Raw genomic sequence first — 15,517 nt, 5'->3', positions numbered from 1 at the left:
ATTGGTGGGGCGGTCGACATGACTTCCATCGCGATCCCGTCCGGGATGCCGCAGTACGACGACGTGCCGCGCTACGACGTGGCGGCGGTGCGCGCCGACTTCCCGATCCTGGACCGGGAGATCAACGGGCATCCGCTGGTCTACCTCGACAGCGCCAACACCTCCCACAAGCCGCGCCAGGTGCTCGACGTGCTCGCCGAGCACTACGCGCGGCACAACGCGAACGTGTCCCGGTCGGTGCACACCCTGGGCACCGAGGCCACCGAGGCGTACGAGGGCGCCCGGGCGAAGATCGCCGCGTTCATCAACGCGCCGAGCCCGGACGAGGTGGTGTTCACGAAGAACTCCACCGAGGCGATCAACATCGTGGCGTACGCGTTCTCGAACGCCTCGCTGCGCCCCGACGCCGACCCGCGGTTCCGCCTCGGCCCCGGTGACGAGGTGGTGATCTCCGAGATGGAGCACCACTCGAACATCGTCCCGTGGCAGCTGCTGTGCGAGCGCACCGGCGCGACCCTGCGCTGGTTCCCGGTCACCGACTCGGGGCGGCTCGACGAGTCCGGCCTGGAGGACCTGGTCACGGAGCGGACGAAGATCGTCTCGCTGGTGCACATGTCGAACATCCTCGGCACCGTCAACGCCACCGCGCGGATCACCGAGCGGGTGCGTCAGGTCGGTGCGCTACTGCTGCTCGACTGCTCACAGTCGGTGCCGCACCTGCCGATGGACGTGGTCGACTACGACGCGGACTTCATCGTCTTCACCGGCCACAAGATGTGCGGCCCCACCGGCATCGGTGTGCTGTGGGGGCGGGCCGAGCTGCTGGCGGCCATGCCGCCGGTGTTCGGCGGCGGTTCGATGATCGAGACGGTGCAGATGGCGGGCTCCACGTACGCCCCGCCGCCGGCCCGGTTCGAGGCGGGCACCCCGCCGATCGCCGAGGCCGTGGCGCTCGGCGCCGCCGTGGACTACCTGTCCGGCATCGGGATGAAGGCTATCCAGTGGCACGAGAAGGAGCTGACGGCGTACGCGCTGGACGCCCTCGCCACGGTGCCCGGCCTGCGGATCTTCGGGCCGACGGTGCCGGTGGGCCGGGGCGGCACCATCTCGTTCGCCCTCGGCGACGTGCACCCCCACGATGTGGGCCAGGTGCTCGACTCGCTGGGCGTGCAGGTGCGGGTGGGCCACCACTGCGCCCGCCCGGTGTGCACCCGGTTCGGTGTGCCGGCGACGACGCGGGCCTCGTTCTACCTCTACACCACCACCGAGGAGATCGACGCTCTGGTGGCGGGGCTGGAGCAGGTGCGGAAGGTGTTCGGCTGATGCAGCTTGAGTCTCTTTACCAGGAGATCATCCTGGACCACTACAAGCACCCGCACGGGCGCGGGCTGCGCGACGCCGACGACCCGGCGGCGCACACCGCCGAGGCGCACCACGTGAACCCCACCTGCGGGGACGAGGTCACCGTGCGGGTGGCGACGGACGGCAGCGTGCTCACCGACATCTCGTACGACGGCATGGGCTGCTCGATCAGCCAGGCGTCGGCGAGCGTGCTGCACGAGCTGCTGAGTGGCCGAGGCGCGGGGGAAGCGTTCGTGGTGCACGAGGCGTTCGTCGAGTTGATGTCCGGGCGTGGGCAGGTCACGCCGGATGAGGACGTGCTCGGTGACGGGGTGGCGTTCGCGGGTGTGGCCCGCTACCCCGCCCGGGTGAAGTGCGCGCTGCTGCCGTGGATGGCGTTCAAGGACGCCGCGGCACGCGCCGGGGTGGGCGTGAGCCCGGAGGTGAAGGCATGAGCGACGAAACCACTACTGCCGCGACGCCGGCGACCGGCGGCGGCAAGGCCGGCATCGCCGACATCGAAGAGGCCATGAAGGACGTCGTCGACCCGGAGCTGGGCATCAACGTGGTCGACCTCGGCCTGGTGTACGGCGTGCACGTCGACGACGAGAACGTGGTTACCCTGGACATGACGCTCACCTCGGCGGCGTGCCCGCTGACCGACGTCATCGAGGACCAGGCGCGCCAGGCGCTGACCACCGGCCCGGGCGGTGGCCTGGTCAACGACGTCCGGATCAACTGGGTGTGGCTCCCGCCGTGGGGCCCCGACAAGATCACCGACGAGGGCCGCGACCAGCTCCGCTCCCTCGGCTTCAACGTCTGACGGATCCACTTCCGCATCGAGCGCGGCGCCCACCCGGGCGCCGCGCTCGGCGCGTCCGGGGGCTTCTTCGGGGGCCGGTCGGGACGGGGCTCGTCAGGGGAGCCACGGGCGGAGCAGGGCCGGGTCGGCGACGGCGGCCACCACCCGCTCGCGTTCCGGCGCGGTCAACCGGAGCGCCTGGAGGCGCGCACCCCACTCCGGCACGCGCTCCTGGTCGTCCAGCGCCACCGACAGCTCGATCAGGCCGGCGAGGGCCACCGCCTGGTCGACGGCCGGTGCGGCGTCCCCGTGCCGCCGTAGCCCGGAGTTGAGCGCCCGGAAGGCAGCCCGGTCGTCGCTCTTGAACTCCCGCAGGATCCGCGCGTTGTCCAGAACCCTCGCGAGCCCCGACAGGCTCTTCGCGCCGCCGTACTCCAGCTCCGCCGGTTCGTCACGGCGGATGAAGATGAGCGTGTTGCCGGACGGGTCGACGATGCTGAACCGCGAGGCGCCCGGCCGGTAGCGGGTTATCCGCGGCAGCCCCCGGGCGAGCACCTTGCCGTACGCCTGGCGCATCGCGTCGGTGAACGCCTCGTGGTACGGCGCGACCGCGTCGACCATCACCAGGCAACCACCCGTGTTGGCGGCCGGCTCCATCCCCTCCGGCGCACCGCCGTAGTGCAGCTCGAATCCGCTCCACCGGAAGGCCAGGTACACGTACGGCTTCGTCTGCTCCCAGGTCACCGTGAAACCGAGCGCCCGCCAGAACGCGAGCGTCTCGTCCGCCGACGTGCAGGGCAGCAGCGGCACCGTGGTCTCGTTGGCCTGGACACGCTCCTCGGTCATCGCGGCACCACTCCCGGTCCGGGTCGACGGTCCGGCCATTCTGTCAGTGACCCGCTCCGCCGCGCACAGGCCGAATCCTCACGCGCCCTGCGTGGAAAAACCGGTCGCGGTGGTGGTGACCCACGGCGGAGGATGGCCGCGTGTTCGAGACGTACCGGATGAAGCCTGCCCCTGTCGCCGCGGCCACCGCCGCGCGCCGACAGCGGTCGGCCCCCGGCCGCGCCTCGACCCGCCGCCGACCGTCATGACGGGAGCGTTCCTCGCCGGCCTGGTCGCCGGCTACGGCGTCGCCGTTCCCGTGGGTGCGATCGCCGTGCTGATCCTGGGGCTGAGCGCCCGGACCTCCTTCCGGGTCGGGGCCGCCGCGGCGCTCGGGGTGGCCACCGCCGACGGCCTCTACGCGGCGGTCGCCGCGCTCGGCGGCGCCGCTCTGGCGGCGGTGATCGCGCCGGCCGCCGGTCCGTTGCGGGCCGCGGCGGCCGTGGTCCTGCTCGCGCTCGCCGCGCACACCGCCTGGCGTGCGTTGCGTCCCCGGCCCGGAGGCGGCGCGAGCCGTGGCGGCCGGGGCCTGGAGAGCCCTGCGCGGGCGTTCAGCGGTGTGCTGGCGTTGACGCTGCTGAACCCGGCGACCGTCGTGTATTTCGCGGCGCTGGTGCTGGGCCGCGGTGACGCCGCCGATCCGGACCCGTGGGCCGCGACGTCGTTCGTGCTCGGCGCGTTCGTGGCCTCGGCGAGCTGGCAGCTGCTCATCGCCGGCGGCGGCACCCTGGTCGGCCGGGCGCTCGCCGGCCCGCGCGGGCGGCTGCTCACCGCGCTCGCCTCCAGCGCGATCATCGCGACGCTCGCCGTCGTGACGCTGCTGGGCTGACCGGTGGCGACCGTCCAGGGCGGACGCCTCGCACCACTGTGGCGGGTCGGCCCCCGTCTCGCCTGTCCGGCTGATGTCCGGAGCCTCCCGCGCGCCTAGGGTGACGATCATCTATGGCATCCGCGGACGGCCCGTCGATCCGGGATCGCGGAGTCCACCACTCCTCACCGACAGGGGGACGACTTGAGGATCACCCTGGTACGTCAACCGCGGGACGGGTCACCCGCCCGCCCTCCGGTTCGCCGACGGAGAGCCACCCTGCTCGTCGCCGCGCTCGCGGCCGCGACACTGCCTGTGCTGGCGGCGCCCGGGCCGGCGAACGCGGCGCCACCCCCGACCGGCCCGTGGCAGAAGGTGGCCGGCGAGCCGGCGCCCACCAAGGCCGGCCGGAAGGCCGTGGTGAACGCCGAGCGGCTGAGCGCGTACACCCTCGACCGTGGCGCGCTGAAGAGCACCCTCGACCGGGTGCCGGGCGAGCGCGACCGCGCGGCGCGGGCCACGAGCCAGGTGGTGTCGCTGCCCGCGCCGGACGGCACCTTCCAGCGCTTCGACCTGCTGGAGTCGCCGGTGATGGAGGCGGGCCTGGCCGCGGCCCACCCGGAGATCACGACGTACGCGGGCCGGGGCCTGGACGACCCGACGGCCACGATCCGGGCGGACCTCACCCCGCTGGGCTTCCACGCCTCGGTCCGCTCCGCCGCCGGTGCCTGGTACATCGACCCGTACTACCACCTCGACCAGAGCCTGTACGCGAGCTACTTCGCCCGGGACCTGGCGAACCCGCACGGCGCCCTGATCGAGCGGGAGGACGTCACGGCGGCGGCCGAGGCGCTGGAGGACGAGGTCGGCGCGGCCCCCACCGAGGCGCCGGTCGGCCCGCAGGTGCTGCTGCGCACGTACCGGGTCGCGCTGGTGACCGACCCGTCCTACGCCACCTTCTTCGGGGCGGAGAACGTGACCGCGGCCAAGGTCACGCTCATGAACCGGGTGACCCAGATCTACGAGGACGAGACGGCCATCCGGCTCGTGCTCATCAACGACACCGACAAGACGAACCTGAACACCCCGGCGCTGGCCACGGAGCCCAACGGCCCGTGCGGCGCGGCCGCCTGCTTCACGCCGGCACAGCTCAGCTCCTGCGGCAGCGGCACGCTGAGCCGGAACCGGATCGTCCTCGGCCAGCTCGTGGGTGCCAGCAACTACGACGTGGGCCACATCGGGCTCGGCGTCAACGGCGGGGGTGTCGCGAGCCTCGGCGTGATCGGCGGCAACGGCAAGGCGCAGGGCTGTACCGGCCTGCCGACACCCGTCGGTGACTTCTACGCGGTGGACTACGTGGCGCACGAGATGGGCCACCAGTTCGCGGGCAACCACACCTTCAACGGCACGCAGTACAACTGCTCGGGCGGCAACCGCAGCGCCGCCAACTCGTACGAGCCGGGCAGTGGGTCGTCCATCATGGCGTACGCCGGCATCTGCCAGCAGGACAACCTCCAGCCGCACAGCGACCCGTACTGGTCGCACCGCAGCTACACCGAGATCACCAACTACGTCACCTCGACCCGCCCCGCCATCAACGAGGTGCAGACGGTCTCGCTGCGGGACTTCGACACCGACGCCGACTCGTTCACGATCACCTACGCCGGCGCCGAGTCGGCCCCGGTCGTGCGCGGCGCCACCTACAGCACGGCCGGCATCAAGGCGGCCATCGAGTCGATCGCGGGCTGGCCGGCCGGCGCGACCGTCACAGTGGCCGCCTTCGGCGGCAGCGGCACCCTGAACGACAGCGGGTTCCAGGTCACCTTCGGCGGCACCCTGGCGGCGACCAACGTCGGCCAGCTCGCGCTCGGCAACGTCTCCGGTGCCAGCGGGTTCGTCGGCGAGACGGCCAAGGGTGGCGCCATCGACAACGGCGGCTTCCGGGTGGAGGAGACCGGCAACCACGCCCCGGTGGTCACCGTGCCGGACACCGTCACCATCCCGGTCCGTACGCCCTTCGCGCTGACCGGCAGCGCCACCGACGCCGACGGCGACACGGTGACCTACCTGTGGGAGCAGAACGACCGGGGTGCCGCCGCCGGCACGGCGCTGGTGAACAACACCAAGACCAACGGCCCGCTGTTCCGGGTGTTCGGCGAGGCCGCGTACGTGTCGCCGGAGGACACCCTGAAGTACCACTCGCCGGGGTTGAACGCGGTCACCACGAACCCGACCCGGGTCTTCCCGGACCTGGCGCAGGTCGCGGCCGGCAACACGAACGCGAAGACGGGCGCCTGCCCGGCCGCTCCGGCCCCGCCGCCCACCGGCAGCGCCTCGAACGTCCCGGCGGAGCTGGTCGACTGCTACTCGGAGTTCCTGCCCACCGCCGACTGGGTGGGCCTCGCCAACGACCGGACCCTGCACTTCAAGCTGACGGCCCGCGACGGGCGACTCGGCGGGGGAGGCGTCGGCAGCGCCGACGTCGCGGTCGTGCTGGCACCGGACGCCGGGCCGTTCCTGGTCACCTCGCAAGGCTCTGCGGGCGTCCTCGATGGCGGCTCCACGCAGACGGTGACCTGGGACGTCGCGGGCACCAACGCGGCGCCCGTGAACGCCGACCAGGTGCGGATCTCGCTCTCCGCCGACGGCGGGGCGACCTTCCCGTACGTGCTGGCCGAGGCGGTGCCCAACACGGGCAGCGCAGTGGTGGCCCTGCCCAACGTGGCGACCGGGCAGGCGCGGATCAGGATCGAGGCGGTCGGCAACGTCTTCTTCGACCTCAACGACGCCGACCTCACGATCCGGGCCGTGCCGCAGGTGTCGAACGACGCCCCGGCGGGCGGCGCGGCCGTCCAGTACAGTGACGCGCTCGCGCCGACGGTCACGGTGACGGCCACCGACGGCGACACCGCCGGAGACGCGTTGACCGCCTCCGCCTCGGGTCTGCCCGCGGGCCTGTCCCTGGCGGTGTCGGCGACCTCCGACGCCGACACCCTGCCGGGTACGCGCAGCTGGGTCGTCGCGGGCACCACCGCGGCGGCTCCGGGCGACTACCCGGTCAGCGTGACGGTCTCCGACGGCACGGGGCTCGTCGCGAGCACGTCGTTCACGATCCGCGTGACCGCCGAGGACGCCGCGGCGACCTGGGCCGGCGACACCCTGGTGACCACGGTGCCCGGCCGTACCAGCGGCAGCGCCTTGCTGCGGGTCGTGCTCCGGGACGGTTCGGTGCTGCCCGGCGCGACCGACAGCACGGCGGGGGACATCCGCGGTGCCACGGTCACCTTCGCCGAGAACGGCGTGCCGCTCTGCACCGGTGTGGTGGAGCTGACCGGCACGGCTACCACCAGCGCGTCCGCGGCCTGCGAGGCCACTCTCGCGACGGGCGGGCACACCGTGACGGCCACGATCGGCGGTCGCTACGCGGGCGCCACGAGCGCCCGGGTGACCGTGGCGTCGCCGGACGGGGCGTTCCTCACCGGTGACGGCGAGCTGACCGCGGGCCGGTCCGGCGGTCTCTACCCGGCCACGCCCGGATCGCCGGTGTCGGTCGACCTGGCCGCCAAGCCGGCGCGGGCCGGTGGCGGTCCGACCGGTTCGGCGAGCGTCGAGTTCCGCTCGGGCGGTCGCACCTACACGATCCGTGCGGCGGCGGTCGACAGTCTCGGCCTGAGCCGGGCCGACGACGTCGCCCAGGTGCGCTACCGGGCCAGCCTGTACGACAACACCGGCCGGCTCGTCGCCACCGGCCTGACGCTGTCGGTGACTGTGACCGACCGGGGCAGCCCCGGCCGCCACGACGCCGTCGGTGTCACGCTCTGGCGGGGCGGGCAGCTGCTCTTCTCGTCCGACTGGACGGGGGCCGGCACTGCGGAGCGGCGGCTGACGGACGGCAACCTCACCGTGCACTGAGCATCGGGTGACGCGGGAGGACACCCGCCGGGCGTGTCCTCCCGCGTTCCGTTTCCCCGGCGCACCGTCCCGACGACCGTGCCGTACGGTCGTCTCATGAACAGCCGACCCGCTGCCGGGGGCGGCCGGTGGGTCGAGGTGGACCCGGCCCGCGTCGCCCGGTGGGTGGCGGGCTTCTCCGACCGGCACGGCCCGCCGAGCGTGACCACCGAGCCGTACGGGCTGCTGCTCACCGCCCCGGACGGCGCGACCGCCCAGCTGCACTCGCCGCCGGCCGCCCCGCCCGCCGAGGGCCTGACCGACTTCGTGGCCGCGGTGACCGCGCCGCGGCGGATCGGGCTGCTGCTCGCGCGCAAGGGCGCCGTGGCCGTCGGTATCGCCGAGGGCGACGACCTCGTGGTGTCGAAGGTGGACACCCGCTACGTGCAGGGGCGCACGGCGGCCGGCGGCTGGTCGCAGCAACGCTTCGCCCGGCGGCGTGACAACCAGACCAAGGCGGCGCTGGGCGACGCCGCCGACCTGGCCGTACGGCTGTTGGTGCCCGAGGTGGCGACGCTGGCCGCGCTGGTCTGCGGGGGCGACCGGCGGGCGGTCGACACGGTGCTGGCCGACCGTCGGCTCGCCCCGCTGGCGGCGCTGCGCGCCGAGCGGCTGCTCGACGTGCCCGAGCCCCGGCACGCGGTCCTGGCCGGAGCCGTCTCGGCCGCCCGCGCCGTGCACGTCCTCGTACGCGATCCCGCACCGGCGCCCTGACCACATCCAAGCGGCCATCGCCGTGCGGATGTGGTGCGAGTCCAAGAAGAGGAACATCCTGCGGCATCATGTGGGAGCGCCCCGACGGTCGACCGCTGACCGTCGGGGCGCTCCCGGTGCCCGGAGACGTCCCGTCTCAGAGCCGGCTGGCGCCGAACGTGTCGCAGGCCCGCGGGTCGCCCCCGTCGTAGCCCTGCCGGAACCAGCGCTGCCGCTGCTCCGAGGTGCCGTGGGTGAACTGGTCGGGGTTGATCCCGCCGCCGGAGCGGCTCTGGATGGTGTCGTCACCGATCGCTTCGGCGGTCTGCACCGCCTCCTTGATGTCGCTGTCGGTGATGGAGGTGAACAGGGCCTCCTGGCCGGACGCGTCCCGGCTCTCCGTCGCGTGCTTGGCCCAGGCCCCGGCGTAGCAGTCGGCCTGCAGTTCGAGACGGACCGAGGCGGATTCCGGGCCGGTCTGCTGGCCCTGGCCGGCCCGCTCGTTGGTGCCCAGCAGGTTCTGGATGTGGTGCCCGTACTCGTGCGCGAGGACGTACGGCGCCGCGAACTCGCCGTCGGCCCCGAACCTCGACGCCAACTCGTCGTAGAAGCTGAGGTCGATGTAGACCTGCTTGTCGGCCGGGCAGTAGAACGGCCCGACGCCCGAGTCGGCCGACCCGCAGCCGGTGCTGACCGCCTGCGAGAAGTAGTTCGTGTCGGTGGGCTCGTACTGCCGCCCGGAGAGCTCCGGATACTCCTGCTCCCAGTAGTCCTGGATGCTGTTGACGTACAGCAGGTTGCGGCACTTGACGTTCTCGAACCGGTCCGGGTTGTCCCGGGAGCACGTCTGCCCCAGGTCCTCACCGCCGCCGGCGCCGTCGTCGTTGGTGGCGGCGTTGAGCCCGATCCCGCCGCCGACGAGGGCGACGAGGACCGCGATGACGAGGCTCACCAGCCCGCCCCGCCCGGTCGGCAGGGGGATGGGGATGCCCATGCCCCGGCCGGAACCGCCGCTCCGTCCCAGGTCGTTGACCTGGGAGGTGTCCAGCTCAGCTCGATCGTTCAGCTCCATGTTGACCTCGATCGCGACGCGGACTCTCGTGGTGTGGGTGCCGGAACGGGTCCGGCTGGGTGGTTTCGTACCCGATGATCTTGACGGGTAATCCGGGTGGGCCTCCGGCGGCCGGCCGCTACACTTGATCCCGTGCTGCGCTGCGAAGGCTGAACCGCCCCGCGCCGACGGGCCCGTCGCCCGCCGGCGCTTTCGCGTGCCCTGAGTCAGCCTTCCGGACCCCGAGAGCGAGCCCCACGAGATGATCACTGCCACCGGCCTGGAGTTGCGCGCCGGCGCCCGGATCCTGCTGTCCGACACCACGCTGCGGGTGCAGCCGGGTGACCGGATCGGATTGGTCGGGCGCAACGGCGCGGGCAAGACCACGACCCTGAAGGTCCTCGCGGGGGAGGGCCAGCCGTACGCGGGGCAGATCGAGCGGCGCAGCAACATCGGCTACCTGCCGCAGGACCCGCGTACCGGCGACCTGGAGGTCACCGGCCGTGACCGGGTGCTCTCCGCCCGCGGGCTCGACGTGCTCATGGCCCAGATGAAGGAGATCGAGGCCAAGCTGGCCGAGGACGCCGACGAGCGGCTGGTCCGCCGCTACGGCGCGCTGGAGGACCAGTTCGCCTCCCTGGGCGGGTACGCCGCCGAGGCGGAGGCGGCGCGCATCTGCGCGAACCTCGGCCTGCCCGACCGGGCGCTCGCCCAGACGATCGGCACCCTCTCCGGCGGTCAGCGCCGCCGCGTCGAGCTGGCCCGGATCCTGTTCCGGGACGCCGGCGAGAACGGCGGCGGGATCCTCCTGCTCGACGAGCCGACCAACCACCTCGACGCGGACTCGATCACCTGGCTGCGCGGCTTCCTGGCCAACCACAAGGGCGGCCTCATCGTGATCAGCCACGACGCGTCGCTGCTCGAGGCCGTGGTCAACAAGGTCTGGTTCCTCGACGCCACTCGCTCCGTGGTCGACGTCTACAACCTCGGGTGGAAGGCGTACCTGGAGGCGCGCGAGACCGACGAGCGGCGCCGCCGCCGGGAGCGGGCCAACGCCGAGAAGAAGGCTGGCGCGCTGATGGCCCAGGCCGACAAGATGCGCGCCAAGGCCACCAAGACCGTGGCCGCGCAGAACATGGCCCGCCGGGCCGAGCGCCTGCTCTCCGGCCTCGAGGAGGTACGGGTCGCCGACAAGGTCGCCAAGGTCCGCTTCCCGACCCCGGCGCCGTGCGGCAAGACCCCGCTCACCGCGAGCGGCCTCTCCAAGTCGTACGGCTCGTTGGAGATCTTCACCGACGTCGACGTGGCGGTCGACCGGGGCTCCCGGGTGGCCATCCTCGGGCTCAACGGCGCCGGCAAGACCACCCTGCTGCGCATCCTCGGCGGCCTGCTCGAGCCGGACACCGGCCAGGTCAACCCGGGGCACGGCCTGCGGCTGGGCTACTACGCCCAGGAGCACGAGACGCTCGAGGTGGACCGGACGATCCTGGAGCACATGCGCAGCGCCGCGCCGGACCAGACCGACACCGACCTGCGCAAGATCCTCGGTGCCTTCCTCTTCTCCGGCGAGGACGTGGACAAGCCGGCCGGGGTGCTCTCCGGCGGCGAGAAGACCCGGCTCGCCCTGGCCACGCTGGTCTGCTCCGGTGCCAACGTGCTGCTGCTCGACGAGCCCACCAACAACCTCGATCCGGTCAGCCGCGAGCAGGTCCTCGACGCGATCGCCCGCTACCCGGGCGCGATCGTGCTCGTGACCCACGACCCGGGGGCGGTCACGGCGCTCAAGCCCGACCGCGCCATCCTGCTCCCCGACGGCGACGAGGACGCCTGGAGCGACGACCTGCTCGAACTGGTCGAACTCGCGTAACCCACCCGCCGACCCGTTCCGCCCCCGGCCCGGCCCCCCCATGGGCCCGGTGATCATGAAGTTATTGCCCCGACACGCCGGCGCGGAGGGCAATAACCTCATGATCACCGGGGTCGGGAGGGGCGGGGCGGGGCTCAGCGGGGCGGGAGCGCGGGCGGCGGGTCAGCGGGCCAGGTCTAGCAGGTGGGGCAGGACGCCGGACGTGGCCAGGATGACCACCCCGATCGCGACGAAGATGGCCGGGACCAGCCAGTGTCCGGCGCGTTCCACCAGCCGCACCACGCGCGGGTGCCCGCCCAGCCAGGCGCCCAAGGCACACCACAGCGCGATGAGCACCACGAACACCAGCAGGAACACGGCGCTGTCGGCGGGACCCAGCGCGCGGAACACGGGCACGTACACGGCCACGTTGTCGGCGCCGTTCGCGATTGTCACCCCGGCGACCCCGAGCACGCCGCTCACCACGGCCGGCGCCTCGTCGTCGTCCCGGTGGAGCAGGGCGCGGATCCCGAGCGCGATCGGCAGCAGACCGAGCAGGCCGGTCCACGGATCGGGGACCACCAGCAGCCCGGCCGCCACCACGGCGCTGGCCAGCGCGAGCACGCCGATCCCCAGGTACTGGCCGCTGACGATCTGCCAGTGTCGGGGCCGGCCGGTGGTGCGGGCGGCCACGAAGAACAGCGTCAGGATGACGATGTCGTCGATGTCGGTGGCCGCGAACACCACGGCGGCGCCGGCCGCCGTGCCGAGGGTGTCGATCACCCCGCGAGACTACGGCCCCGACCCGGAACCGATCATCCGCCGGCCGCCGGGACCCGTCGCCGACGTCACCCTATCGGGAAGCTGACATTGCATAGCGTGTCGGTTGGCGAATAGTTGATATCTGGCGCATGATCGTTCGAGGCGGTCTAATAGGTGGGACCGTATCCGAACCGCACAGTCTGGGACGTGAGGACACAGCATGGCAGCCACCGGCACAGCCACCAGCACTGAGAAGGGTCGCCGGATCGTCGGAGCCGAGCGTCAGACGCTCGCCAAGGACCTGGTAAAGCGGTACACCTCGGGGGAGAGCATCCGCGCGCTCGCGGCCTCGACCGGCCGTTCCTACGGGTTCATCCACCGGGTGCTCACCGAGTCCGGGGTGCAGCTGCGCCAGCGCGGCGGCGCCCGGCGTCGCAAGAAGGCGTGACCAGCCCCGAAACGTTCGTCCGCGCCACCCCTCGGGCCGCCCGGTGACCGTCGAGGCGACCGGAGTACGACTGGAATGCGACGGGCCGGTCGCGACGGTGACGTTGTGCCGGCCCGACGTGCTCAACGCCCAGACCCCGGCCATGTGGCGCGCGATGAGCGACTTCGCACGGGACCTGCCCGGCGACGTGCGCGTGGTGGTCGTCCGCGGGGAGGGGCGCGCGTTCTCCGCCGGCCTCGACCTGTCGGTGGCCGGCGCCTCCGGGCCGGGATCCTTCGCCGAGCTGGCCACCCTGCCTGAGCAGGAGTGCGCGGACCGCATCGCCGAGCTCCAGACGGCGTTCACCTGGCTGCACCGCCCGGACATCATCTCCGTCGCGGCCGTGCAGGGGCACGCCATCGGGGCCGGCTTCCAACTGGCGCTCGCCTGCGATCTGCGCGTGCTCGCGCAGGACGCCAAGCTCGCCATGGCCGAGGTGACCCTCGGGCTGGTGCCCGACCTCGCCGGCACCAAGCGCCTGGTCGAGCTCGTCGGCTACGCGCGGGCGCTGGAGATCTGCGTAACGGGTCGTCGCATGGACGCCGCCGAGGCCGACCGGATCGGCCTGGCCACGCTCGTCGTGCCCCCGGGCGAGCTGGACGGGGCGGTGCGCGACCTGACCGCCGGCCTGCTCGCCAACAACCGCGACGCCGTGGTGGAGATCAAGGCGCTGCTCGCCGGTGCCGCCGGCCGCTCCCACGCCGAGCAGCAGCGCGCCGAGCGTGAGGCGCAGACCCGCCGGCTGCGCGACCTGGCCGGGCGGGGTGAGTAACAGTAAGGAGCGTTCGGGAAGATCCGGGTTACGACGGAGGTTGTCACACTCGTCGGGAGAATTGACCTGACGATGTGGTCGACCCGGCGATCCCGGAGGTGAGCGTGTCCAACCCGATGGGCGGCGTCGCCGGCTGGAGCATGCTCCGGTCGATGCGCCACGAGGACGAGGTGTCCAGCCACCGGCTCAAGCGTGGCGTGGCCAGACGCATCGTCGCGTTCGCCCGACCCTACCGGCGCGACATCGTCGTGTTCCTGGTCACCGTCGTGCTGGCGGCGATCATCGGAGTGGCGACGCCGGTGCTGGCCGGTGACGTCATCAACGCGATCAACCGGGGCGGCGCCGAGGCCGGCTCGCTGGTGGTCCGGCTGGCGTTCGTCATCGCGGGCCTCGCGATCGCCGACGCGCTGCTCTCCCTCGCCCAGCGGTGGTATTCGGCCCGGATCGGCGAGGGCATCATCCTCGACCTGCGCACGCGGGTCTACGACCACGTGCAGCGGATGCCGTTGCAGTTCTTCACCCGGACGCAGACCGGCGCCCTCGTGAGCCGGCTCAACAACGACGTGCTCGGCGCCCAGCGGGCCTTCACCTCGACCCTCTCCGGCGTGGTCAGCAACGTCATCCAGCTGGTGCTCACCGCCGCCGTGATGTTCACGCTGTCCTGGCAGATCACCGCGCTGTCGCTGGTGCTGCTGCCGATCTTCATCATTCCTGCCCGGCGGGTCGGCCGGCGGCTGGCCGACATCACCCGCGAGGCGTACAACCTCGACGCGAAGATGAACGCCACGATGACCGAGCGGTTCGGTGTGGCGGGCGCGCTGCTGGTGAAGCTCTTCGGGAAGCCCGAGACCGAGGCCCAGCGCTTCGCCGGCCGCGCCGAGCGGGTCCGGGACATCGGCATCCAGTCCGCCATGTACTCGCGTACGTTCTTCGTGGCGATGCTGCTGGTCGCCTCGCTGGCCCAGGCGCTCACCTACGGCCTCGGCGGCTGGCTCGCGGTGAGCGGCAACGTCAGCGCCGGCACCGTCGTGACGCTCGCGCTGCTGCTCACCCGCCTGTACGGGCCGCTGACCGCGCTCTCCAACGTCCGGGTCGACGTGATGAGCGCCCTGGTCTCCTTCGACCGCGTCTTCGAGGTGCTCGACCTGCGCCCGGCCATCGAGGAGAAGCCGGACGCGGTGCCGGTGCCCCGCGGCAACGGCCGGGTCGAGTTCCGCGACGTGCGGTTCCGCTACCCCAGCGCCGCGGAGATCTCCCTCGCCTCCCTGGAGGAGGTCGCCACCCTCGACCGTACGATCACCGATCCGGTGCTGCGCGGTGTCTCGTTCAGCGTCGAGCCGGGGCAGATGGTCGCCCTGGTGGGGCCGTCCGGCGCCGGCAAGTCGACGCTGTCCATGCTGATCCCGCGGGTCTACGACGTGACCGACGGCCAGGTGCTGGTGGGCGGGCTCGACGTCCGCGACGCGACGCTCGACTCGCTGCGCGACGAGATCGGCGTGGTCACGCAGGATTCACACCTGTTCCACGAGACGATCCGGGAGAACCTGCGCTACGCCAAGCCGGACGCCACCGACGACGAGCTGTGGGCGGCGCTGGCCGGCGCGCAGGTGGCCGACCTGGTCCGGTCCCTGCCCGACGGGCTGGACACGACCGTCGGCGAGCGGGGCTACCGCTTCTCCGGCGGCGAGAAGCAACGCATCGCCATCGCCCGGCTGCTCCTGAAGGCGCCCTCGATCGTCATCCTCGACGAGGCGACGGCCCACCTCGACTCGGAGAGCGAGGCCGCGGTGCAGCGCGCCCTGTCGGTGGCGCTCGCCGGGCGGACGGCGCTCGTCATCGCCCACCGGCTCTCCACGGTCCGCGACGCCGACCAGATCCTGGTCATCGACGGCGGGCGGATCGTCGAGCGGGGGCGGCACGAGGAACTGGTCGCCGTCGGCGGGCTCTACGCCGAGCTCTACCGGACCCAGTTCGCCGTGGCCGACTCGCCCACCCCGTACGTCGACGCGACCGGCCCGGAACCTGTGGTCATGCCGCTCGGCACGTACGTGGCCGACGAGGCGCTGCCCCCGGCCGCCGCGAACTGACCGCAGCCGGCGGCGGGAGGCAGCCCCCGACC

At 72.6% G+C, this 15,517-nt stretch carries 13 protein-coding genes; 10 read left to right on the top strand and 3 right to left on the bottom strand.

Annotation, left to right across the window (positions count from 1 at the left end; all coding sequences use genetic code 11):
- The first annotated feature begins 18 nt into the window (after positions 1-18).
- Genes D7193_RS13035 through D7193_RS13025 form a run of 3 tightly spaced genes read left to right on the top strand, consistent with a single transcriptional unit; the run spans position 19 to position 2,164 of the window.
- Positions 19-1,323 (top strand): cysteine desulfurase, encoded by a 1,305-nt coding sequence (locus tag D7193_RS13035; RefSeq protein WP_120779743.1) that lies wholly within the window; start codon positions 19-21, stop codon positions 1,321-1,323.
- The gene (sufU, locus tag D7193_RS13030; RefSeq protein WP_120779742.1) at positions 1,323-1,796 is read left to right on the top strand and encodes a Fe-S cluster assembly sulfur transfer protein SufU; all 474 of its coding nucleotides are present in this window, start codon (positions 1,323-1,325) and stop codon (positions 1,794-1,796) included. Before D7193_RS13035 ends, sufU begins: the two co-directional genes overlap by 1 nt.
- Positions 1,793-2,164, top strand: coding sequence for a metal-sulfur cluster assembly factor (locus D7193_RS13025; RefSeq protein ID WP_120779741.1), 372 nt, complete (start codon positions 1,793-1,795; stop codon positions 2,162-2,164). The genes sufU and D7193_RS13025 overlap by 4 nt, the downstream gene beginning before the upstream one ends.
- A gap of 93 nt (positions 2,165-2,257) precedes the next feature.
- On the opposite strand, the gene D7193_RS13020 is transcribed toward D7193_RS13025, so the two are convergent.
- Complete coding sequence (locus D7193_RS13020; protein WP_120779740.1) at positions 2,258-2,989, bottom strand: VOC family protein; 732 nt, start codon at positions 2,987-2,989, stop codon at positions 2,258-2,260.
- A gap of 244 nt (positions 2,990-3,233) precedes the next feature.
- On the opposite strand from D7193_RS13020, the gene D7193_RS13015 reads away from it, so the two are divergent.
- From D7193_RS13015 to D7193_RS13005, 3 genes are all read left to right on the top strand, one after another.
- Positions 3,234-3,857, top strand: a complete 624-nt coding sequence (locus D7193_RS13015) for a LysE family transporter (protein ID WP_120779739.1) — start codon at positions 3,234-3,236, stop codon at positions 3,855-3,857.
- Positions 3,858-4,040: 183 nt separating this feature from the next.
- Positions 4,041-7,748 carry a reprolysin-like metallopeptidase gene (locus D7193_RS13010; RefSeq protein WP_241562970.1) on the top strand — a complete coding sequence of 1,236 codons (3,708 nt, stop codon included), beginning with the start codon at positions 4,041-4,043 and terminating at the stop codon, positions 7,746-7,748.
- 96 nt (positions 7,749-7,844) lie between these two features.
- Positions 7,845-8,501, top strand: coding sequence for an acVLRF1 family peptidyl-tRNA hydrolase (locus D7193_RS13005; protein ID WP_120779738.1), 657 nt, complete (start codon positions 7,845-7,847; stop codon positions 8,499-8,501).
- Between the two features lie 136 nt (positions 8,502-8,637).
- On the opposite strand, the gene ypfJ is transcribed toward D7193_RS13005, so the two are convergent.
- Entirely contained in the window at positions 8,638-9,552 is a 915-nt protein-coding gene (gene ypfJ, locus D7193_RS13000) for a KPN_02809 family neutral zinc metallopeptidase (RefSeq protein ID WP_120779737.1), read from the bottom strand.
- Between the two features lie 241 nt (positions 9,553-9,793).
- Between ypfJ and D7193_RS12995 the strand changes: the two genes are divergently transcribed.
- Positions 9,794-11,398, top strand: coding sequence for an ABC-F family ATP-binding cassette domain-containing protein (locus D7193_RS12995; protein WP_120779736.1), 1,605 nt, complete (start codon positions 9,794-9,796; stop codon positions 11,396-11,398).
- A 162-nt stretch (positions 11,399-11,560) separates the two neighbouring features.
- On the opposite strand, the gene D7193_RS12990 is transcribed toward D7193_RS12995, so the two are convergent.
- On the bottom strand, positions 11,561-12,160 hold the full coding sequence (locus D7193_RS12990) for a cadmium resistance transporter (RefSeq protein ID WP_120779735.1): 600 nt from the start codon (positions 12,158-12,160) through the stop codon (positions 11,561-11,563).
- Between the two features lie 199 nt (positions 12,161-12,359).
- On the opposite strand from D7193_RS12990, the gene D7193_RS12985 reads away from it, so the two are divergent.
- The 3 genes from D7193_RS12985 to D7193_RS12975 all read left to right on the top strand — a co-directional run bounded on the left by D7193_RS12985 (position 12,360) and on the right by D7193_RS12975 (position 15,485).
- Complete coding sequence (locus D7193_RS12985) at positions 12,360-12,587, top strand: helix-turn-helix domain-containing protein (RefSeq protein WP_007462679.1); 228 nt, start codon at positions 12,360-12,362, stop codon at positions 12,585-12,587.
- Positions 12,588-12,630: 43 nt separating this feature from the next.
- Entirely contained in the window at positions 12,631-13,398 is a 768-nt protein-coding gene (locus D7193_RS12980) for an enoyl-CoA hydratase/isomerase family protein (RefSeq protein ID WP_120779734.1), read from the top strand.
- A gap of 98 nt (positions 13,399-13,496) precedes the next feature.
- Entirely contained in the window at positions 13,497-15,485 is a 1,989-nt protein-coding gene (locus D7193_RS12975; protein WP_174242615.1) for an ABC transporter ATP-binding protein, read from the top strand.
- Positions 15,486-15,517: the final 32 nt, after the last annotated feature.

It is taken from the genome of Micromonospora costi (assembly GCF_003626655.1).
Classification (GTDB): Bacteria; Actinomycetota; Actinomycetes; order Mycobacteriales; family Micromonosporaceae; genus Micromonospora; species Micromonospora costi.
Note: the sequence above shows the minus strand (reverse complement) of the source record. Positions and strands in the feature narration are given on the sequence as shown.

Coding starts and splice junctions, on each gene's coding strand:
- D7193_RS13035 (WP_120779743.1), top strand. CDS start 19: ATGACTTCCATCGCGATCCCGTCCGGGATGCCGCAGTACGACGACGTG.
- sufU (WP_120779742.1), top strand. CDS start 1,323: ATGCAGCTTGAGTCTCTTTACCAGGAGATCATCCTGGACCACTACAAG.
- D7193_RS13025 (WP_120779741.1), top strand. CDS start 1,793: ATGAGCGACGAAACCACTACTGCCGCGACGCCGGCGACCGGCGGCGGC.
- D7193_RS13020 (WP_120779740.1), bottom strand. CDS start 2,989: ATGACCGAGGAGCGTGTCCAGGCCAACGAGACCACGGTGCCGCTGCTG.
- D7193_RS13015 (WP_120779739.1), top strand. CDS start 3,234: ATGACGGGAGCGTTCCTCGCCGGCCTGGTCGCCGGCTACGGCGTCGCC.
- D7193_RS13005 (WP_120779738.1), top strand. CDS start 7,845: ATGAACAGCCGACCCGCTGCCGGGGGCGGCCGGTGGGTCGAGGTGGAC.
- ypfJ (WP_120779737.1), bottom strand. CDS start 9,552: ATGGAGCTGAACGATCGAGCTGAGCTGGACACCTCCCAGGTCAACGAC.
- D7193_RS12995 (WP_120779736.1), top strand. CDS start 9,794: ATGATCACTGCCACCGGCCTGGAGTTGCGCGCCGGCGCCCGGATCCTG.
- D7193_RS12985 (WP_007462679.1), top strand. CDS start 12,360: ATGGCAGCCACCGGCACAGCCACCAGCACTGAGAAGGGTCGCCGGATC.